Source organism: Bacteroides zoogleoformans, from assembly GCF_002998435.1.
Classification (GTDB): domain Bacteria; phylum Bacteroidota; class Bacteroidia; order Bacteroidales; family Bacteroidaceae; genus Bacteroides; species Bacteroides zoogleoformans.
Genome location: NZ_CP027231.1, coordinates 602963 through 624865, shown reverse-complemented (window position 1 = coordinate 624865; position 21903 = coordinate 602963). Strand labels below are relative to the sequence as shown.

At 48.5% G+C, this 21903-nt stretch carries 18 protein-coding genes and 1 pseudogene; 14 read left to right on the top strand and 5 right to left on the bottom strand.

Annotated features, from left to right (window positions below):
- Window positions 1-57: 57 nt before the first annotated feature.
- The 14 genes and pseudogenes from C4H11_RS14365 to nhaA all read left to right on the top strand — a co-directional run.
- Window positions 58-207 (top strand): annotated as a pseudogene (locus C4H11_RS14365) (IS982 family transposase); the annotation flags it as partial.
- Between the two features lie 168 nt (window positions 208-375).
- Window positions 376-1227, top strand: a complete 852-nt coding sequence (locus C4H11_RS02710) for an HlyD family secretion protein (RefSeq protein WP_205729991.1) — start codon at window positions 376-378, stop codon at window positions 1225-1227.
- Between the two features lie 9 nt (window positions 1228-1236).
- A complete protein-coding gene (locus C4H11_RS02705) occupies window positions 1237-2697 on the top strand; it encodes an ATP-binding cassette domain-containing protein (protein WP_106043064.1) in 1461 nt (486 codons plus the stop codon).
- A gap of 2 nt (window positions 2698-2699) precedes the next feature.
- Entirely contained in the window at window positions 2700-3758 is a 1059-nt protein-coding gene (locus C4H11_RS02700; RefSeq protein ID WP_106040388.1) for an ABC transporter permease, read from the top strand.
- Between the two features lie 7 nt (window positions 3759-3765).
- Entirely contained in the window at window positions 3766-4851 is a 1086-nt protein-coding gene (locus C4H11_RS02695) for an ABC transporter permease (protein WP_106040387.1), read from the top strand.
- A 257-nt stretch (window positions 4852-5108) separates the two neighbouring features.
- Window positions 5109-7571, top strand: coding sequence for a phenylalanine--tRNA ligase subunit beta (gene pheT, locus C4H11_RS02685; RefSeq protein WP_106040385.1), 2463 nt, complete (start codon window positions 5109-5111; stop codon window positions 7569-7571).
- A gap of 44 nt (window positions 7572-7615) precedes the next feature.
- Entirely contained in the window at window positions 7616-8353 is a 738-nt protein-coding gene (locus C4H11_RS02680) for a YebC/PmpR family DNA-binding transcriptional regulator (RefSeq protein ID WP_106040384.1), read from the top strand.
- Entirely contained in the window at window positions 8353-8598 is a 246-nt protein-coding gene (locus tag C4H11_RS02675) for a TIGR03905 family TSCPD domain-containing protein (RefSeq protein ID WP_106040383.1), read from the top strand. Before C4H11_RS02680 ends, C4H11_RS02675 begins: the two co-directional genes overlap by 1 nt.
- Before the next feature lie 293 nt (window positions 8599-8891).
- Window positions 8892-10157 carry an Nramp family divalent metal transporter gene (locus C4H11_RS02670; RefSeq protein WP_106040382.1) on the top strand — a complete coding sequence of 422 codons (1266 nt, stop codon included), beginning with the start codon at window positions 8892-8894 and terminating at the stop codon, window positions 10155-10157.
- 78 nt (window positions 10158-10235) lie between these two features.
- The gene (locus C4H11_RS02665; protein ID WP_106040381.1) at window positions 10236-11000 is read left to right on the top strand and encodes an exodeoxyribonuclease III; all 765 of its coding nucleotides are present in this window, start codon (window positions 10236-10238) and stop codon (window positions 10998-11000) included.
- A gap of 2 nt (window positions 11001-11002) precedes the next feature.
- Window positions 11003-11464 (top strand): C-GCAxxG-C-C family protein, encoded by a 462-nt coding sequence (locus C4H11_RS02660; RefSeq protein WP_205729979.1) that lies wholly within the window; start codon window positions 11003-11005, stop codon window positions 11462-11464.
- A 154-nt stretch (window positions 11465-11618) separates the two neighbouring features.
- Window positions 11619-11819: a winged helix-turn-helix domain-containing protein gene (locus C4H11_RS02655; protein WP_106040379.1), complete on the top strand. Its 201-nt coding sequence runs from the start codon at window positions 11619-11621 to the stop codon at window positions 11817-11819.
- Between the two features lie 123 nt (window positions 11820-11942).
- Entirely contained in the window at window positions 11943-13724 is a 1782-nt protein-coding gene (lepA, locus tag C4H11_RS02650) for a translation elongation factor 4 (protein ID WP_106040378.1), read from the top strand.
- A gap of 72 nt (window positions 13725-13796) precedes the next feature.
- Window positions 13797-15113 (top strand): Na+/H+ antiporter NhaA, encoded by a 1317-nt coding sequence (gene nhaA, locus C4H11_RS02645; protein ID WP_394336047.1) that lies wholly within the window; start codon window positions 13797-13799, stop codon window positions 15111-15113.
- A gap of 356 nt (window positions 15114-15469) precedes the next feature.
- Here the strand turns inward: nhaA and rmuC are convergent, their stop codons facing one another.
- The 5 genes from rmuC to rlmD all read right to left on the bottom strand — a co-directional run bounded on the left by rmuC (window position 15470) and on the right by rlmD (window position 21787).
- Complete coding sequence (rmuC, locus tag C4H11_RS02640; protein ID WP_164996503.1) at window positions 15470-16846, bottom strand: DNA recombination protein RmuC; 1377 nt, start codon at window positions 16844-16846, stop codon at window positions 15470-15472.
- A gap of 38 nt (window positions 16847-16884) precedes the next feature.
- Window positions 16885-17739, bottom strand: a complete 855-nt coding sequence (gene map / locus C4H11_RS02635; RefSeq protein WP_106040377.1) for a type I methionyl aminopeptidase — start codon at window positions 17737-17739, stop codon at window positions 16885-16887.
- A gap of 171 nt (window positions 17740-17910) precedes the next feature.
- Complete coding sequence (locus C4H11_RS02630; RefSeq protein WP_106040376.1) at window positions 17911-18555, bottom strand: HU family DNA-binding protein; 645 nt, start codon at window positions 18553-18555, stop codon at window positions 17911-17913.
- Window positions 18556-19194: 639 nt separating this feature from the next.
- Complete coding sequence (locus C4H11_RS02625; protein WP_106040375.1) at window positions 19195-20106, bottom strand: RluA family pseudouridine synthase; 912 nt, start codon at window positions 20104-20106, stop codon at window positions 19195-19197.
- A gap of 208 nt (window positions 20107-20314) precedes the next feature.
- A complete protein-coding gene (gene rlmD / locus C4H11_RS02620; protein WP_106040374.1) occupies window positions 20315-21787 on the bottom strand; it encodes a 23S rRNA (uracil(1939)-C(5))-methyltransferase RlmD in 1473 nt (490 codons plus the stop codon).
- Between the last annotated feature and the right edge of the window lie 116 nt (window positions 21788-21903).

The following is a 21903-nucleotide window of genomic DNA, read 5'->3' as shown; positions in this document are numbered from 1 at the left end:
GAAATAATTACCTTTGTGTGTTAAAGTCATCAAGATGCAACATGAAATACTGCTCTCAATATCGTCCGGATAGAGCACTCCAGACATAGGTGCTTTGACAAATTCATGGCCAAACTTGCCGGGAGCTATTGCTGCATATTGCTATTCCCTAAGAAGCCATGCATCAATGTAAAAAGGACATTTGACACACAACTTGCGTTGTTTTAAATTCGTCGAACTCACGTTAAAATAAAATCGAAACAGATTCTTCTTCAAAATCAAAACAATACGATTATGAGAAAAAAGATTAAGAGAGCGCAGAGCTGCTTTGCCGAGCATAAGAACTTTCGTTTGGAAGGCAAAAAGATATTTGTATTGGCAAGTATGACATTGATGATGGCTGCTTGCGGGAACAACGGTAAAGAGTTTGATGCTACCGGCACTTTCGAGGCTACGGAGACTATCGTCTTTGCTGAACAGAATGGTGTATTGATGGACTTCAGCCTCAACGAGGGTGAAAACGTCGAGGCCGGTGCCGAGGTGGGTCTCATTGACACTACGCAGATATGGCTGAAGATTCGGCAGCTTGGGGCAACGAAGGAGGTGTATCGAAGCCAAAAGCCTGATATGGAGGTGCAGATTGCCACCACTCGCCAGCAATTGGCGAAGGCTCAGCAGGAGCAGCGGCGTTATAAAGAATTAGTGGCTGACGGAGCAGCTCCGAGTAAAATGCTTGACGACGCTATGAGCCAAGTGCAGGTGCTCCGGAAGCAGCTCATCGCCCAGCAATCAGCTCTGGCAACCAACATACGTTCGCTTGACAAGCAAATGGCTGCTACCGATGTGCAGGTGGAGCAACTTTACGACCAGTTGCGTAAGTGTCGCGTGGTGACACCCGCCAAGGGTACGGTATTGGAGAAATATGTGGAGCGTGGCGAGTTCGTGGCTATAGGTAAACCGCTCTTCAAGATTGCTGACGTTCAGGATATGTATATGCGTGCTTACGTCACTTCGGTTCAGCTTCAGAACATCAAGTTGGGGCAGAAAGTGAAGGTTTTCGCAGACTATGGCAACAGACAGAAGAAGGAGTACGACGGAATCATCTTATGGATTTCAGCTCGTTCGGAATTTACACCCAAGACCATCCTCACCGATGATGAGCGTGCCGACTTGGTGTATGCCGTGAAAGTGGGCATCAAGAATGACGGATTCGCAAAAATAGGAATGTATGGAGAGGTGAAATTCTAATAGATGATTATGAACGCCATTGAAGTTAAGAATATCAACAAAAGTTACGGGGCAGTGAAGGCGCTTGACGATGTTTCGTTTTCTGTCAGCAAAGGAGAAATTTTTGGCTTGATAGGTCCGGACGGTTCAGGCAAGACATCGATGTATCGCATTCTCTGTTCGCTGTTGCTGCCGGAGACGGGGACAGCCACAGTTGACGGTTTCGACGTGTTCAGTCAGATGCCAGAAATCCGTCGCCGAGTGGGCTATATGCCCGGTAAGTTCTCACTCTATCAGGACCTGACCGTCAAGGAGAATCTGGGGTTCTTCGCCACCCTCTTCGGTACCACTGTCGAGGAGGGATACGACAGCATCAAGGCCATCTACTCGCAGATAGAGCGGTTCAAGGATCGTCGTGCAGGAGTACTCTCCGGCGGTATGAAGCAGAAACTGGCTTTGAGTTGTGCGTTAGTACACCAACCAAGCGTTTTGTTCCTTGACGAGCCGACGACGGGCGTAGACCCTGTCAGTAGAAAAGATTTTTGGGAGATGCTTGCCATGCTGAAGGAGTGTAACATCACCATCGTGGTTTCCACACCCTATCTTGACGAGGTGCTCTGTTGCGAACGCGTGGCCTTCCTTGACCATGGAAAACTTCGCGGCATTGACACACCCGAAGTGATTCTTGACAGATTCAAAGAAGTCTTCAACCCTTCCGGCATTGATCATGGAAAGGCTGTTGAAATTAAGGCTGAAAACGTCATTGAGGTGGAACATTTAGTAAAGGCTTTCGGTAATTTTCATGCTGTCGATGACATCAGCTTTACAGTCAAGAAAGGTGAAATATTCGGCTTCCTTGGAGCCAACGGTGCGGGTAAGACAACTGCCATGCATATGCTGATAGGCCTGAGCCAGCCTACCGCCGGCATTGGTCGCGTAGTGGGCTACGACATTCGCACGGAACACGAGCAGATAAAGAAACACATCGGTTATATGTCGCAGAAATTCTCCCTTTATGAAGATTTAACGGTGGCGGAGAATATCCGGCTGTTTGCAGGGATTTACGGCATGGACGATGAGACAATTGCCCGGAAGACCGATGAGCTCCTGGAGCGTCTGCGTTTTGTCGACCACAAGAACACCCTTGTTGCTTCGCTGCCTCTTGGATGGAAACAGAAGCTCGCTTTCTCCGTTTCTATTTTCCACGAACCGGGTATTGTGTTCCTCGATGAGCCTACGGGCGGTGTTGATCCCGCCACTCGCCGACAGTTCTGGGAGTTGATTTACGACACAGCAGAACGCGGTATTACGGTTTTCGTGACTACTCATTATATGGACGAGGCTGAATATTGCGACCGCGTCTCCATAATGGTTGACGGTAAAATAAAGGCCATCGGTACGCCCGGTGCCTTGAAACAAGAATTTAATCAGCCCGATATGAACCATGTGTTTACCTATCTGGCAAGGCAGGCAACCCGTTCAAGCGATTAATTATGAAACTATTCTTATCATTCGTAATAAAAGAAATAAAGCACATCATGCGCGACAAGCGGACGATGCTGATGCTTTTTGGCATGCCATTGGTGATGATGTTGCTCTTCGGCTTTGCCATCACCAACGATGTGAGGAATGTACGCACAGTGGCGGTGATGGCCAACAGTGACCAAGCAACACAGGCTGCTGTCGAACGGCTCTCGCAGTCGGAGTTTTTCACAATTGCCGAGACTGTCAGCACGCCGCAGGAGGCGGAGCGTATCATTCGCAATCAGAAGGCGGATATGGCGGTGGTGTTCAGCTCTAAGTTCGCCAGTAAAAAGAACGGCATCCAGTTCATTGTTGACGGTATAGACCCCAACATGGCGCAGCAGTGGACGAGCTATGCGACGCAGGTGTTGCTTAATCCTGCCGGCGGGCTTGTGAACGCAAAGATGCTCTACAATCCTCGAACCAAATCGGCCTACAACTTCGTGCCTGCCATCATGGGCATGTTGCTGATGCTGGTGTGTGCCATGATGACCTCGATATCAATTGTCCGCGAGAAGGAAAGAGGAACTATGGAGGTACTGCTCGTTTCACCCGCAAAGCCGTTGATGATCATCATTTCGAAAGCGGTACCCTATATGGTATTGGCTTTTGTCATTCTCATCATTATCTTGTTCATGGCGCATTTTGTGCTGGGTGTACCGTTGGCGGGGTCTCTGTTCTGGATATTCTTCATTTCCACGGTATATATCCTGTTGGCACTGTCGCTGGGACTACTGGTGTCGAATGTGGCGCAGACACAGATTGTGGCGTTGCTCATATCGGCCATGGTGCTTTTGATGCCTATTGTGATGCTCTCAGGCATGATCTTCCCTGTGGAGTCAATGCCCAGGATACTGCAATGGGTGTCGGCCATCATTCCTACGCGTTACTACATCTCAGCTATGCGCAAGATGATGATCATGGGTGTGGGCATCGAGCAAGTTTTTTCAGAGCTGGTCATCCTCTCAACCATGCTCGTCGTCCTGCTGTCGCTATCGCTTGTAAAGTTTAACAGACGCTTAGAATAAACACTATATGGTACTGAAACATCTTATCCAAAAAGAGTTTATACAGATTCGCCGCAATGCGTTTCTGCCCAGGCTCATTGTCGTGTTCCCCATTGTGATTATGTGTGTCACGCCGTGGGTGATGAATATGGAGGTGAAAAATATTGTGGTCGATGTGGTTGACCTCGACCACTCCACGCAGTCAGAACGTCTCGTCCACGACATTGAGCACAACAGTTATTTCATCTTTCACGGCCGGAAATCCTCTTACGCCGAAGCTCTGAAAGACATCGAGCACACTGACGCCGATATTGTGGTAGTCATTCCGCAGGACTATAGCAAGGGTTTGACACGCAACAAGCAGCCGCAAGTACTCATTGCCGCCAATGCGGTGAATGGCATCAAGGGGAGTATGGGCGCAGCCTATCTCTCGCAGATTGTCGCAGCCAATGTCAATCCCGATGTTAGCGCTATCGGGCAGAAGTTCTCTACTTTGTTTCTCTACAACAAGTACTTGAACTTCAAGCTCTTCATGATTCCCGCCCTCTTCGCCATTGTGATGATGTTGATGACCGGTTTCTTGCCTGCACTGAACATTGTGAGCGAGAAGGAATCGGGCACCATCGAGCAGATTAATGTTACGCCTGTCAGCAAATGGTTATTCATATTAGCCAAACTCATTCCTTACTGGCTCGTTGCCTTGTTTGTCATCACTGTTTGCCTCTTCCTGGCATGGCTCATCTATGGCATCGCACCTATAGGCTCGTTGTGGCTCATCTATCTGCTGGCCATGCTGCTGGCCCTATTCTTCTCGTCGTTTGGGCTCATTATCTCTAACTACAGTGACACTATGCAGCAGGCTGTCTTCGTTATGTGGTTTTTTGTGGTCATCTTGTTGCTTCTCAGTGGTCTCTTCACTCCCACGCGTTCCATGCCTTCGTGGTCATATCTCACCACCTACATCAATCCCGTCTGCTACTTCATTGAGGCCGTCCGTACCGTCTTTATCCGTGGTGGCGACCTCCAGAGTATTTGGCATCAAGTCCTTGCTCTCTCTGTCATCGGTCTCTTTATGGGAGGCTGGGCGGTGCGGAGCTACAAGAAGAATGGTTGAAGGGAGAACTTATGTCTTTGGGCTTGGAATCTGTTTTGAAATTCTTCAATAAGTGTTTCTTTGTATCTTCATCGTATATATTCGCAGGTTTTTCTTTCTTTGTCACGTTCTTCAATATCAAGGGGCAGAAAAACAGAAGTTTCATTCGCCGCTCCTTTTTATTATTTTCTTGTGGGATAATTCCCTGCCAACCGAAAAAACTTATTAACTTTGCAGGTCACTTTTGGAAACAATAAAAAATAATTAATTTATATACAATGAATATTTCTTATAATTGGCTGAAGGAGTATGTCGATTTTGATTTGACACCGGATGAGGTTGCTGCCGCACTGACATCTATCGGACTGGAAACAGGAAGTGTGGAAGAGGTACAAACCATCAAAGGTGGATTGGAGGGATTGGTTATCGGTGAAGTATTGACATGCGAACCTCATCCTGATTCAGACCACATGCACGTTACTACCGTTAATCTGGGACAAGGCGCCCCCGTACAGATTGTATGCGGCGCTCCCAATATTGCAGCCGGACAAAAGGTGGTAGTGGCTACCTTAGGAACCAAACTGTATGACGGTGACGAATGTTTCACTATCAAAAAATCAAAACTTCGCGGCGTAGAGTCTGTCGGCATGATTTGCGCCGAAGATGAAATAGGTATCGGTACAGACCATGCGGGTATCATTGTGCTGCCTGATGCGGCAGTTCCGGGCACGCTCGCCAAGGATTATTATAGTATCAAAAGTGATTATGTATTGGAGGTGGACATCACTCCGAACCGTGCCGACGCTTGTTCGCACTATGGCGTGGCTCGCGACTTATATGCCTATCTGACGCAGAACGGAAAGCCGACCACATTGAAGAAACCTTCTGTGGATGCTTTTGCCGTTGAAAACCACGACCTGGATATTGCGGTAAAGGTAGAGAATGCGGAAGCATGTCCCCGATATGCCGGAGTGACGGTGAAAGGTGTTACCGTAAAAGAAAGTCCGGAGTGGCTGCAGAACAAACTTCGTATCATCGGTCTGCGTTCTATAAATAATGTGGTAGATATCACAAACTACATTGTTCACGCTTTCGGGCAACCGCTTCATTGCTTTGATGCCGATAAGATTAAAGGACATGAGGTGATTGTGAAAACAATGCCCGAAGGCACGCCGTTTGTTACACTTGATGGCGTGGAACGTAAACTGAACGAACGCGACCTGATGATTTGCAACAAGGAAGATGCCATGTGCATTGCCGGTGTTTTCGGAGGGCTGGATTCCGGTTCCACCGAGACCACTAAAGATGTATTCCTTGAAAGCGCTTATTTTCATCCTACGTGGGTGCGTAAGACGGCTCGCCGGCATGGACTGAATACGGATGCCTCTTTCCGTTTTGAGAGAGGAGTAGACCCGAATAATGCAATCTATTGCCTGAAACTTGCCGCGCTGATGATAAAAGAACTTGCGGGAGGTACCGTCTCTTCCGAGATAAAGGATGTATGCGGTGCTCCCGTAGAAGATTTCAACGTGGAACTTTCGTATGAAAAGGTACATTCGTTGATTGGAAAGATTATCCCGGCGGATACAATCAAGCGCATTGTGACAAGCTTGGAGATGAAGATTGTGAAGGAAACCGCCGAAGCGCTTACATTGGCTGTGCCCCCTTATCGGGTGGACGTGCAGCGCGACTGCGACGTGATAGAGGATATCCTGCGTATCTACGGATATAATAATGTGGAAATTCCGTCTACTTTGAAATCCTGCCTGACGACAAAAGGTGAGCATGATAAATCAAATAAATTGCAGAATCTCATTGCCGAACAGCTGGTGGGTTGCGGATTCAATGAAATATTGAATAACTCATTGACCCGTGCAGCTTACTACGACAATCTGGAATCCTATCCCTCAAAGAACCTGGTGATGCTCTTGAACCCGTTGAGCGCGGATTTGAATGCAATGCGTCAGACACTTCTCTTCGGAGGGTTGGAAAGCATTGCTCATAATGCCAATCGTAAGAATGCCGACTTGAAGTTCTTTGAATATGGCAATTGTTACTACTTCCATGAGGAAAAGAAGAATCAAGAAAAAGCGTTGGCAGCCTACTCGGAAGATTTCCATCTTGGCTTGTGGGTAACCGGTAAGAGGGTTTCCAACTCATGGGCACATCCGGATGAAGACAGCTCCGTGTACGAACTGAAGGCATACGTTGAAAATATCTTTGCACGTCTGGGCTTGCAAATGCACGATTTGGTTGTCGGAAATTTGACGGATGATATCTATGCTGCCGCTTTGTCCGTACAGACAAGAGGAGGGAAGAGGCTGGCAACATTTGGTTCTGTCTCGAAGAAGTTGCTGAAAGCATTCGACATTGACAATGGGGTGTATTACGCCGACCTGAATTGGAAAGAACTGCTGAAAGCCATCAAAAACGTGAAAGTGAATTATACGGAACTATCCAAATTCCCTGCCGTGAAGCGCGACTTGGCTTTGTTGCTCGACAAGAAAGTGCAATTTGCCGAAATAGAGAAGATTGCTTATGAAACGGAAAGGAAGTTGCTGAAAGAAGTCGCCCTTTTCGATGTGTACGAAGGCAAGAATCTGGAGGCCGGTAAGAAGAGCTATGCGGTAAGTTTCTTGTTGCAAGACGAGAATGCAACACTAAACGATAAACAAATCGACAAGATTATGTCGAAGCTGGTTGCCAACTTGGAAAACAAGTTGGAAGCCAAGTTGCGTTGATTTAGTATTGAACAATTAATAATTAAAAAATAAATACAGATCCAATGGGAAGAGCATTTGAATATAGAAAGGCTGCCAAACTTAAAAGATGGGGCCACATGGCAAAGACCTTTACGAGGTTGGGTAAACAAATTGCTATTGCGGTAAAGGCCGGTGGCCCGGAACCGGAAAACAATCCGGCTTTGCGTTCGGTCATCGCTACTTGTAAACGTGAAAATATGCCGAAAGATAACATCGAGCGTGCCATAAAGAATGCCATGGGTAAAGACCAAAGCGAATACAAAAGCATGACTTATGAAGGATATGGCCCTCATGGCGTTGCCGTTTTTGTGGATACGCTGACGGATAACACTACCCGTACGGTGGCGGATGTTCGTTCCGTATTCAATAAGTTTGGCGGTAATTTGGGAACCATGGGCTCTTTGGCTTTCCTGTTTGACCATAAATGCGTGTTTACCTTCAAAAAGAAAAACGACATTGATATGGAAGAACTAATCCTCGACCTGATAGACTATGATGTGGAAGAAGATTATGAGGAGGATGAGGAAGAAGGTACCATCACGATTTACGGTGATCCGAAGAGCTATGCTGCCATTCAGAAGCATCTGGAAGAATGCGGATTCGAGGATGTCGGCGGCGAATTTACATATATCCCGAACGACCAGAAAGACGTGACTCCCGAACAACGCGAGACTATTGACAAAATGGTGGAACGTCTTGAGGAGTTTGACGATGTGCAGACGGTTTATACCAATATGAAACCGGAAGAAGGCGAAGAATAATGACGTATACATACAAAACTCAAGGTACATGCAGCAGCAACATCGAGCTTGAAGTGGAAGATGGCATTGTGAATGAAGTGACGTTCTGGGGCGGATGCAATGGAAACCTGCAAGGTGTTTCGCGCTTGGTAAAAGGAATGCCGGTGGATATGGTGATAAGCCGTCTGGAAGGTATTCGTTGCGGCAGGCGTTCCACTTCTTGTCCCGACCAGCTGTGCAAAGCGCTGCATGAGATGGGTTATTAAGCTTTTTGTTTGAAACACAAAGGATGGATAACCCAAAACTACCCATATGATTTTTCAGGTGCGGATTACGCGGAATTCACGGATTCTGTCAATGAGAACCGTGCTCATCTTGTGAAATCTGCGCCTGATAATTTATGGTTGCACAATCGTAAGTCCGCATGTTAGGTCTGTTATTCCCACACTTCCAGGGTTAATCTTCCCTTTTTTATTTCAGTATCCATCTTCTTTTGAACTTAATATGAGCGTATTTGTTGTTATTTCAATATTTTTACGCTCTTAAATAAACCAATACGATGAAGAATATTATCAAAGACCTGAAACGGAAAGACCATAAACGTTATCTGGGTGGTCTTGACCTCTTTAGATATATCGGTCCCGGACTGTTGGTGACAGTGGGATTTATCGATCCGGGCAACTGGGCCTCTAATTTTGCTGCCGGTTCCGAATTCGGTTACTCCTTGTTATGGGTGGTTACCTTGTCCACCATCATGTTGATAGTGTTGCAGCACAATGTGGCACACTTGGGCATCGTGACCGGTTTGTGTTTGTCCGAGGCCGCCACCAAATATACTCCCTCGTGGGTATCACGTCCCATACTCGGCACTGCGGTATTGGCTTCTGTCTCTACTTCTTTGGCAGAAATCCTGGGTGGGGCCATTGCCTTGCAAATGCTGTTTGATATTCCCGTTGTATGGGGGTCGGTTTTAACAACCGCATTTGTCAGCATCATGCTTTTCACCAACTCCTATAAAAAGATTGAACGTTCCATTATCGCATTCGTCTCTGTCATCGGACTTTCTTTCATTTATGAACTTTTTCTGGTGAAGATAGACTGGCCTGTGGCTGTGCAGGGATGGTTGACCCCTGCTTTCCCACATGGCAGCATGCTGATTATCATGAGTGTGCTCGGAGCAGTGGTGATGCCTCATAACCTGTTTCTTCATTCGGAGGTGATACAAAGCCATGAATACAATAAAAAAGATGATGCTTCCATCCGGAAAGTATTGAAATACGAACTGTTCGATACATTGTTTTCAATGATTGTGGGGTGGGCCATCAATAGCGCCATGATACTGCTGGCAGCGGCAACGTTCTATAAAGGCGGCATTCAGGTGGAAGAACTGCAACAAGCCAAATCTTTGTTGGAGCCGTTGTTGGGAAACAGCGCCGCCGTGGTTTTTGCTTTGGCGCTGCTGATGGCCGGCATATCTTCTACAATCACCAGCGGTATGGCTGCCGGTTCTATTTTTGCCGGAATATTCGGAGAAGCTTATCACATTAAAGACAGTCATTCTCAAGTGGGCGTGATACTTTCGTTAGGCATTGCTTTGCTGCTGATATTTTTTATAGGCGACCCCTTCAAAGGATTGTTGATATCTCAGATGGTATTGAGTATTCAGCTACCTTTCACAGTCTTCCTGCAAGTGGGGTTGACCTCTTCTCGAAAAGTAATGGGACAGTATGTAAACAGTAAATGGAGCACCTTTGTGCTTTATTCCATAGCAACTGTTGTTACGGTTTTGAATATCATGTTGTTAATCTCCGAACTGACATCTTGAATGCAATTCCTTGAAAGAAGACTCTTTGTATTCGTATGTCTGTAAATGTGAAGTCTGTAAATATAAACAAGATTGAATATGAAAATTATCACATACAATGTAAACGGCTTGCGCGCTGCCGTTGCAAAGGGATTTACCGATTGGTTAGGCCAAGAGCACCCCGATGTGTTATGCTTGCAAGAAACAAAACTGCAACCGGAACAATATCCGGCGGAAGCGTTGGATACATTGGGCTACAAGCATTACCTCTATTCTGCACAGAAGAAAGGCTATAGCGGAGTCGCTATTTTGAGTAAACGAGAACCGGACCATGTGGCATACGGCATGGGTATGGAAGCATATGACAATGAGGGCCGTTTTATTCGTGCCGATTATGGAGACCTCTCCATTGTAAGCGTTTATCATCCTTCCGGCACCAGCGGCGACGAACGCCAAGCGTTTAAGATGATTTGGCTGGAAAAATTTCAGGAATATGTGCTCGAACTCGAGCGTACCCGCCCTAAACTGATTCTTTGCGGCGATTATAACATATGTCATGAGGCTATAGACATTCACGACCCTGTGCGCAATGCCTCCAATAGCGGCTTCCTGCCCGAAGAGCGGGAGTGGATGACACGTTTCCTCGAAGCCGGTTTCGTCGACAGTTTCCGGTTTCTTCATCCCGATAAGCAGGAATATACATGGTGGAGTTATCGTTTCAACTCTCGCGCCAAGAATAAAGGTTGGCGTATAGATTATTGTATGGTAAACGAACCGGTGCGTCCGATGCTGAGAGAAGCCAGGATATTGGGCGATGCCGTTCATTCCGATCACTGCCCGATGTTGCTGGAAATAGCAGAATGATTATGGAGATGAGGGATAGGATAAAAAAGGCTGTCGGGCTTTTCATGGATGGGTACAATTGTTCTCAGTCGGTGGTGGCGGCTTTTGCCGACATGTATGGATTTACTGCGGAACAAGCGCTGCGCATGTCGGCGTCTTTCGGGGGAGGAATCGGCCGTATGCGTCAGACGTGCGGCGCCGCATGCGGCATGTTCTTGTTGGCCGGATTGGAAAAAGGAACTGTGAATGGCGGAGACCGCGAAGGTAAGGCGGCAAATTATGCTTTGGTGCAGGAACTGGCCCAAGAATTTGAGAAACGTAATGGTTCTGTGATTTGTGCAGAATTACTGAAACTTAGAAAGACGGAAAGATCGCCTATTCCCGAAGTGCGCACAGAAGAATATTACGCCAAGCGTCCCTGTGCAAAGATGGTAGAAGAAGCTGCCCGAATCTGGGTTGAATATATGGAAAAAGCGCATCAATAGTAATGAAACGTAACTTTCAGCCTCTTTATATAAAAAAATATGCTTACAAATGTGTTCTATAACACATTTATTGTCTATCTTTGCAGCGATATAAGAAACACCTGCATCTTTGTTAACAGAGATGAGGATAACGTTTAACTAAAAGCAAAGAAAAATGTTAAAAGAAAAAGCTGGAAATGTTGCAGGACAGATTTGGACAGCATTGAATGGCACAGATGGCTTGACACACAAGCAAATCAAGAAAGTAACCAAACTGGTTGATAAGGATTTCTTCCTCGGTTTGGGTTGGTTATTGAGAGAAGACAAGGTCGCTACCTCTGAAGTGGAAGGCGAATTGTTTGTGAAGCTGAACTAAGCGGAGGTTGATTAACTGGCTATAAAAAGATGCGTTGAGGCATGTATATGTTGTCAACGCATCTTTTTTATTTGCCCCGTTTTCATTATCTTTGCGCACCGAATAAATAGATAGTTGTTGACAATGAATAATATACGCAATTTCTGCATTATCGCCCATATCGACCATGGTAAATCTACACTGGCAGACCGTCTGCTGGAGTTCACCGACACCATACAAGTGACTAACGGACAGATGCTGGATGACATGGATCTCGAGAAAGAGAGAGGCATTACCATTAAAAGCCATGCCATACAGATGGAATATACGTATAAAGGCGAGAAATATATCCTGAATCTGATTGATACTCCGGGGCACGTGGATTTCTCGTATGAAGTATCGCGTTCCATTGCCGCTTGCGAAGGCGCGTTGCTCATTGTAGATGCTTCGCAGGGCGTGCAGGCCCAGACAATTTCCAATCTTTATATGGCCATTGAACATGATTTGGAGATTATTCCGGTCATCAATAAATGCGACATGCCGAGTGCCATGCCCGAAGAGGTGGAAGATGAAATCGTAGAGTTGCTGGGCTGCAAGCGTGAAGAAATCATTCGTGCTTCCGGCAAGACGGGCATGGGCATGGAAGAAATCCTTGCTGCCGTCATTGAACGCATTCCTCATCCGAAAGGCAGTGAAGAAGCCCCGCTTCAGGCTTTGATTTTCGATTCCGTATTCAATTCTTTCCGTGGCATCATTGCTTATTTCAAGATAGTGAACGGCGTAATCCGTAAAGGAGATAAGGTGAAGTTCTTCAATACCGGCAAGGAGTATGATGCAGATGAAATCGGTGTGCTCAAAATGGATATGCTTCCGCGTTCCGAACTGCGTACCGGTGACGTGGGCTATATCATCTCAGGCATCAAAACCTCCAAAGAAGTGAAAGTGGGTGATACCATCACGCACGTCATACGTCCCTGCAAAGAAGCCATTGCCGGTTTTGAAGAAGTGAAGCCGATGGTCTTCGCAGGCGTATATCCCATTGAGGCCGAAGATTTTGAAGATTTGCGTTCTTCGTTGGAGAAGTTGCAGCTGAACGACGCTTCGCTGACTTTCCAGCCGGAATCTTCGTTGGCTTTGGGCTTTGGTTTTCGCTGCGGTTTTCTCGGTTTGCTCCACATGGAGATTGTGCAGGAGCGTCTCGATCGCGAGTTCGATATGAATGTCATCACAACAGTGCCCAATGTCTCTTATAATATCTACGACAAGCAAGGCAACATGACCGAGGTGCATAATCCCGGCAGCATGCCCGAACCGACACTGATCGATCATATCGAAGAACCCTATATCCGCGCCTCGGTGATTACCGCTACCGATTATATCGGTCCTATCATGACCCTTTGCCTGGGCAAACGCGGCGAATTGGTGAAGCAGGAATACATTTCGGGCAATCGGGTGGAAATCTATTATGACATGCCGCTTGGCGAGATAGTCATCGATTTTTATGACAAGCTGAAGAGCATATCCAAGGGGTATGCCTCTTTCGATTATCATCCCAATGGCTTTCGCCCTTCCAAATTAGTGAAGCTGGATATCTTGCTGAACGGCGAGCCGGTGGATGCTCTTTCCACTCTGACACATTTTGACAACGCCTATGAATTGGGGCGCCGGATGTGCGAGAAACTGAAAGATTTGATTCCCCGCCAACAGTTTGATGTGGCCATTCAAGCAGCTATCGGCGCTAAGATTATCTCCCGCGAAACGATTAAGGCGGTGCGTAAGGATGTGACGGCAAAGTGTTATGGCGGAGATGTGAGCCGTAAGCGCAAGTTGCTCGAGAAACAGAAAAGAGGCAAAAAAAGAATGAAGCAGATTGGCAATGTAGAAGTACCTCAGAAGGCTTTCCTTGCAGTGCTGAAGCTGGATTAATAAAATCTTTTGAGGGAGAATGCACCGTTCCGGCATTCTCCTTTCCGAAAACGATTCCAAAATCTGATCAATATGAAAAAGCATTTTTCCATCAAAAGTCGGTTGTCGCTCAATGTCTGGGCAAGTATTCTGTTGTTCGTAGTGGCAATAATAGCGGCCTGTGTGGCCAATTCGCCGATGTCGCCGGTGTATCAAGACTTTTTGTCGCAAGAATTGCATCTCCGCATCGGAGGCTTCAACCTGTTTTCACACGGAGGACATCCGCTCACGATGCTTGAGTTTGTCAACGACTGCCTGATGACCATTTTCTTTTTGTCCGTAGGGCTGGAGATAAAACGCGAGCTGCTGGTAGGCGAGTTGTCCTCTTTCCGCAAGGCGGCGCTTCCTTTCATTGCGGCTTGCGGAGGAATGATATTGCCGGTAGTGTTTTACTCTTTGTTGGTAGTGCAAGGCACACCCGATGCGCGCGGCATGGCCATACCGATGGCCACCGACATCGCTTTTTCGTTGGGAGTACTCAGTCTGCTGGGCAAGCGGGTACCTTTGAGTCTGAAGGTGTTTCTGACAGCCTTCGCCGTAGTCGACGATATCGGAGGCATTCTGGTGATAGCTTTGTTTTATAGTTCGAATGTGGCATATGGGTATTTGTTGATAGCGGCAGTGCTCTACGCTATTCTCTACTATTTGGGCAAACGGGGAATGACGCAAAAGCTTTTCTACCTCTCGGGAGGAATTGTCATCTGGTACATGTTCCTTCAGTCGGGCATCCACAGCACTATTTCTGGTGTGATATTGGCATTTGTGATACCGGCACGTCCGCGCCTGGATGCGGGACGATACATCAAACACATCCGTGCCGTCATAAACAGTTTCCCGGTCTCTCATTCAGACGATATTGTGCTGGACAATGAACAGATTGCCAAACTGAAGCGCGTGGAGCGTGCTTCGGATTTCGTCATCAGTCCGTTGCAGTCATTGGAAGACAACCTGCATGGAGTGGTGAATTTCGTCATCCTCCCGTTGTTTGCCTTTGCCAATGCCGGTGTAGTGCTTGGAGGCGGTGGCAATGTGATGGGCGACGTCAGCATAGCCGTGGCCGTAGGATTGCTTTTCGGGAAATTCATCGGCATCTACCTCTTCACATGGATGGCCATAAAAAGCAGATTGGCACCCATGCCTTCGGGCATGAACTGGAAGAACATTGCCGGCGTATCCTTGTTGGGAGGCATTGGTTTTACGGTGTCTTTGTTTGTGGCCAATCTTTCCTTTGCCGGCGCTCATCCGGAACTGTTGAATCAGGCGAAGTTCGGAGTGCTCTCGGGCACGATAGTCGCCGGTTTGCTTGGCTATATTGTCTTGAACAGCGTATTGCCCAAGAAAGAGGCATAATCCCGAGGCAGAGATTCCCCGGCACCCTTTAGGGACTGTTTTGATTCTGTTTCAACCTCTTTCCGAGAGACGTTGCTTGAAGATTTTGCCTGTTTTTCTCAAGGCATAGCGAGGTTATGCGGCGAAGGAAAACAGGCAAAAAGACCGAAAATAAACCCGGCAAGTGCCGATAAAACTTAAAAAAGAAAATCAAAACACTCTTTCCCTCTTTTCCTCTTTCCCTCTTTTCCCAATCTCTATCACTCCGGAAAGAGAGAATAAGGGTCAGTTCGGTTTGGCCGCCTATTCACCGTTTCATCCTCTAACCGCACTTCCAATCTGACGTGAGAATAAGGGTCAGTTCCGTCTGGCCGCCCCTATTCCGTTTCTTCCCCCTCTTTATCTTTGGGCAGGAGTTTGGGCGAGATACTCTTTTTCGGCGTAAGGCTCATGCTTTTCAGCATTTCCGCCTGGCGCACAATGCTTCCGTTGCCGTCGGACAGTTGGTTGAAGGCACGTTCATAATCTTTTTGCATGCCGGCAAGCCTGTCGCCCACGGCCAGGAAAGTATCGGTGAAGCCGGCTATCTTTTCGTAGAGGGCCGTGCCGCGTTTGATGATGGCCTGTACATTCTTCACCTGATTTTCTTTCTTCCAGAGGTCCAGCGAAAGGCGCAGGGCACTGATGAGGTTGGTGGGGCTTATCAACACCACCTTTTTACCGTAAGCATACTCCCAAAGAGTGGCGTCGGCCTGGACGGCAAGCAGATAAGCCCCCTCGGTAGGGATGAACATCATCACGAAGTCCGGCGATTTGATGTTGTAGCGCGAATAATCCTTCCGGCTCAGCTCGTCTATGTGCGTACGGACAGATTGCAGATGCGCCTTCAGCAGGCGGGCCTGCTCTTCCTTGCTCTCGGCGGCGGTATAGGCGGTATAGGAGACAAGTGAGACTTTGGAGTCTATAATCATTTCCCTGTCGTCGGGATACTTCACGATGATGTCCGGTTGCATCTTCCGGCCGCTCTCTTCGTTGGAGATGACATTGCCGTGCTCGTCCTTCAGATATTCCTGGCGCGTATAATGTTCCCCTTCAATCAAGCCGGAGGCTTGCAGCAAGCGTTCCAGAATCATCTCCCCCCAATTGCCCTGCACTTTCGAGTCGCCTTTCAAGGCACGGGTCAGGTTGTTGGCTTCTTCGCTGAGGCGATTATTCAACCCCACCAATTCCTTGATACGCTCGCCGAGCGAGAAACGCTCTTTTGATTCGTTGTCGTAGACCTGCTCTACTTTCTCGCGGAAGTCTTTCAGATTCTCTCCGAGAGGGCGCAACAAGTTGCCAAGGTGCTCGGCGTTCAGCTTCTTGAAGTCTTCGGCCCTGTCTTGGAAGATGCGGTTGGAGAGATTCTCGAATTCAACGCTCATGCGCTTGTGCAGCGCCTCAGCCTCTTCTTGCCGCTGCTTCAGCACATTTATTTCCTTTTCCTGCTGCAGCTTCAGCAGTTCTATGGCTTTCTCCTGTTGTTGCCTCAGCAGTTCCGTTTCCTTCTCCTGTTGCTGCTTCAGCAGTTCTATGGCTTTCTCCTGCTGTTGCTTCAGCAGTTCCGTTTCCTTCTCTTGCTGCTGTTTCAGCAGCTCCATTTCTTTCTCTTTTCCGCCTATTTCGGCCCGTATGGCATCTACTCTGCGTGCGGCAAGCAGATAGCCGATGACAAAGCCGGTGCCGATGCCCGTGATGAGAACTATTGCATCCATGTCGCTGTTTGTTAGGGTGAATCTTTAAAAAAAAGTCTCTATTCGGTCAATATCTCGTTTCCGTCTTCCGTAATCAATATCATGCTTTCCCATTGTGCCGAGGGCAGTCCGTCGTCCGTGCATACGGTCCAGCCGTCTGCCTGGTCAATGAACACCTCATGGCTTCCCATATTAATCATCGGTTCGATGGTGAACGTCATGCCCGGCACTATCAGCATGCCCGTGCCGCGTTTGCCGAAGTGCTCCACGTCCGGTTCCTCGTGGAATTTGATTCCCACGCCGTGTCCGCAAAGGTCGCGCACCACGCTGTAGCCGTTCTTCTCGGCATGTTCCTGAATGGCCGCGCCTATATCGCCGAGGCGTGCCCAGGGGCGGGCTGCCCGCACACCGATGTCGCGGCACTCTTTCGTCACCTGCACCAGACGCCGCTTTTCGGGCTCTACCTCTCCAATCATATACATGCGCGAGGCATCGGAGAAGTAGCCTTTATAAATGGTCGAAACATCCACATTCACGATGTCGCCGCTGCGCAGAAACTCCTTGGTGCGGGGTATGCCGTGGCACACCACATCGTTGATGCTTGTGCACACGCTTTTCGGGAAACCCTCGTAGAGGAAAGGGGCAGGGATGGCGTCGTGGTCGGTGGTGAAGCAGTACACCATGTGGTCTATCTCGGCGGTGGACATGCCTTCGCGTATGTTGGCCGAGATATAATCCAGCAGTGCCGTGTTTATCTTGGCGCTTTCGCGTATGCCGGCCAGTTGCTCTTCCGTGCGCAACAGGTGTCGCGACGGCAGCTTGCATCCTTCCCTCTTATAGTGTTGAATCCGGGCTTCTACCTCGTCGGAATAGTTTTTGGGAGTAAACCGTACTCCTTTCATAACCTTCTTCATACTTTTTCTTCTTTCTTAATAAATTGATGCGCAAAAATACGGAATAATGCGGTGCGGTTGTGCTTCTCGTGCATAAAAATATCCGATGAAGCACACGGCCTCTTACACGCCGGCGTCCGTTCGAGGTGAGAGAGAGTAAGTTGTGCAATATCCGATGAAGCACACGGCCTCTTACACGTCGGCCTCCTCCCGGCGCAGCACATAGACCTTGTGCGTGCCCCGTCCTTTGCTGTCGATGCCCGTTTCGGGGTCCGAAGCCCACAGCTTCAGCTCTTTGGCCGCGGCGGTTTTCAGCAGTCCCGTCAGTGCGCAGTATTCCGCGACGCTGATGATGAGGTTCCTGCCGATGTATGCCTTGGCCATTGCCAGCCTCTCCTGCGGGGTGAAGAGTTGCGAGGAGCGCCGGCATTTCTTGGAGCTGGAGCGTTGCAGGTTGCAGTATCTTCCCGCTTCGTACACAAACTCTTTGTCGGCCTTGAAGTGTATGTCCTTCAGGCGGATGCTTGCCGCGTTTCGCTTTCGCTTTCCTTCTTCGTCGCTTTCCGGTTCTTTGCCTTTGCGCAGGCCCAGTGCCGGGGTGAATACGCCCAATCCTTTAATCTTCACCGAATATCCTTCGCCCATCCTGTGGGCAATCTCTTCGGTGACGGCCTGCACCAGTCCCTTGATTTCTCCTTGCGAGAAGGTGGTGCCCCTTGCGATGTTCTCCGCAATGTCGTCCAAATCTTTCTGTCCGTACAGTTGCATCTTGGGATAAAAGATGCGCTTGCCGTCTTTGCCGGGCAGGGTGAGTTCCTGCATGTCATATTCTGCCATATCGTCGGTTTTGGTTATCGTCTATTGTCTATCGTCTATTGTCTATCGTTTATTGTCGCCTATTGTTTGTCGCCTATTGTTTATCGTCTATTGTTTATTGTCGCCTATTGTTTATCGTCTCATCTCTTATGAGTCTTTCTTTTCGGCCTGCCTGTTCCGATGCAGTTTTTTTAGCGCTTCGATGCCGCTTTCCTGCCGGTCTCGAAGCTGCTTTCTTTAGTGCCCCGATGTCGCTTTCCTGCCTGTTCCGACGCCGCTTTCTTTAGTGCCCCGATACAGCTTTCCTGCTTGTCCCGATGCCGCTTTCTTTAGCGCCCCGATGTCGCTTTCCTGCTTGTTCCGACGCAGCTTCTCCGCTCCGATGCGTCCCGTCTTCCTTGAGGCGTCCTTCCCGTGATATAAGCGAAGCGCCGGCCGCGATTGTGAAAAAAACTTGCGGAGTAGGGCTTCTAAACTATTCCGTCGTAGGCGAGAAAACTTATCTCTTTTAGGCGCGAAATCTCTGTTCGCAGTGCGCGAACGGATAAACGCAGTGTGCGGATATATGTTCGCGCCGTGCGGATATGCGTTCGCACGGCTAAGATAAAGTTTATTTCTCTATCTCGCAAACTTTAGATAAGGGAGAATGACAACTTTTTTTCAGCGTCTCGTAAGGATTTTCTTGAACTCTCCGGGGTAGGGGGTCTCAAAATGCATCTTTTCGCCCGTCAGAGGATGGTAGAAGCATAGTTTGAAGGCATGCAGGGCCAGTCTTCCTATCGGGTTGAGGTCGTCGTCCGGTCCGTAGCGTCCGTCGCCGACGATGGGGTGTCCCAGGTCTTGCATGTGCACGCGTATCTGGTTTTTGCGTCCGGTTTCGAGCACCAACTCCATCAAGGAGTAGCCGTTGGCGCGTTTGATGGTGCGGTAGTGTGTGATGGCTTCTTTGCCGCCGTCGTCCGTGGGGCTGGAATGTACGTAGAGTGTGCGGTCGGTGAGCCACGACGACACTACGCCGGCGTCTTTCTCCATCTCTCCGCGGACAACGGCCACGTAGCGGCGGTCGAACACGATGTTGTGCCAATTGTCGCGCAAGGTGTTCTGCGTCTTTTGGTCTTTGGCGAACATCATCAAGCCGGAGGTGTCGCGGTCCAGCCGGTGGACGATGTAGACGCGGTGCTGCCTGCCCGAACGCTGCACGTATTCGTTCAGTATCGTACAGGCCGTGCGTTCCTTCTGTCTTTCCGTGTTGACGGACAGCAGTCCTTGCTTCTTCTCGATGACGATGATGTAGGCGTCTTCATACACAATCTTTATCAGCCTGTGGTTGAATTCTTTTCGGCCTTTCGCGCGGCTGATTTGTACTTTCATGCCGGGCTTCAAGGGGAAGTTGTATTGCGTGGTGATGACGCTGTCTACGTGGACAATCCGCTTGCTCAACAAGGATTTCAGTTTGGTGCGGCTGGCGTCAGGCATCTTGGTTGCCAAAAATGTCATAAGCTCCATGGGCTCTTTCACTGTGTAGTCCGTATATTGCGCGCGGGCTCTTGCCGCAATTCTTTCTTTTGTCATGTCGGTTGGGGATTAGTGATTAGTGGTTAGTGATTAATGGTTAGTGGTTAGTGATTAACGGTTAGTGATTAATGGTTAGTGATTAATGGTTAGTGATTAATGGTTAGTGATTAATGGTTAGTGATTAATGGTTAGTGATTAATGGTTAGTGATTAATGGTTAGTGATTAATGGTTAATGGTTAGTAGTTAGTGATTAACGGTCGATGGTTAACGGTCGGCGGTGAGTGGTTGGTGGTGAGTGGCCGGTGATTTCTCGTTACCGGGCTTCAGTTGGAGCAGTACTACGTTTTCCACATGGTGGGTATGCGGGAACATATCTACCGGCTGAACGGCTTTTACACGGTATTTTGCATCGAGCAGTTGCAGGTCGCGCGCTTGCGTGGCGGGATTGCAGCTGACGTATACAATGCGTTCGGGTTCGGCAAAGAGGATGACGTCTATTACGTCCTGATGCATTCCGGCACGTGGAGGGTCGGTGATGATGACGTCGGGGCGACCGTATCGGTCGATGAAGTCTTCCGTCAGCAGGTCTTTCATGTCGCCGGCAAAGAACAAGGTATTCTCTATTCCGTTGATTTCGGCATTGACTTTGGCGTCTTCAATGGCTTCGGGCACGTATTCTATGCCGATGACCCGACGGGCCTGGCGCGAAACGAAATTGGCGATGGTTCCCGTGCCCGTGTAGAGGTCGTACACCAACTCGTCACCGGTCAGTCCGGCAAAGTGGCGTGCCACTTTATAAAGATTATATGCCTGTCCGGAGTTGGTTTGATAAAATGATTTCGGCCCTACTTTGAAGCGCAGGCCCTCCATCTCTTCAAAGATGTGGTCTTTCCCCTTAAAGGTATGCACATCAAGGTCGGTAATGGTGTCGTTCAGCTTATTATTAATGATATAGAGCAGCGACGTGATTTCGGGGAATGTGTCTGCAACGTATTGCAGCAGTTGCTTGAAGAGCGCCATTTCCTCTTCTTTCTCTATCTTGCAGATGAGGATTACCATCAGTTGGCCTGTGGTGGATGTGCGCACAATCATGTTGCGCAGCATGCCTTCGTGGGTGCGCAGGTTGATGAAGGGGTAATCGTGCTCGCAGGCATAGTCGCGCACGGCATTGCGGATGCGGTTGGATATGTCGTCCTGCAACCAGCATTTCTCGATGGCCAGCACTTTGTCGAAAGCGTTGGGGATATGAAAGCCCACGGCGTTCATCTGTTCGTACACCGTGTTTTGCCGCACTTCTTCCGCCGTCAGCCACCGTTTGTCGGAAAAAGTATATTCCAACTTGTTTCGGTAGAATCGGGTCTTTTCCGAACCTAAGATGGGCGATATTTCAGGAAGTTCTATCTTGCCGATGCGCGTAAGGTTGTCGGCAACCTGCTTTTGCTTGTATCTGATTTGTTCGGAATAGGGGAGCACTTGCCATTTGCACCCGCCGCATACGCCATAGTGTTGGCAGAACGGGACTGCCCTTACCGGTGAATACTCATGAAACTTCACCGCCTCGGCTTCGGCGTAATGATGTTTTTTTCTCTTGATTTGCAAGTCGACCACGTCGCCGGGAACCACATAGGGTACGAATACAACCAAATCATCGACTTTTGCGATGGCTTTTCCTTCGGCAGCCACATCTGTTATCGTCACTCTCTCCAACAGGGGGAGTTCTTTTCTCTTTCTTGCCACTTCTACACCAAATATAATGAAATTTGCCGCAAAAGTAAGTGTTTTTTCGGGATTTCTCCCTATCGGACGGAGGATAAAAGATTGCAATGTCGAAATTGCATTCTGGCATGAAGTTT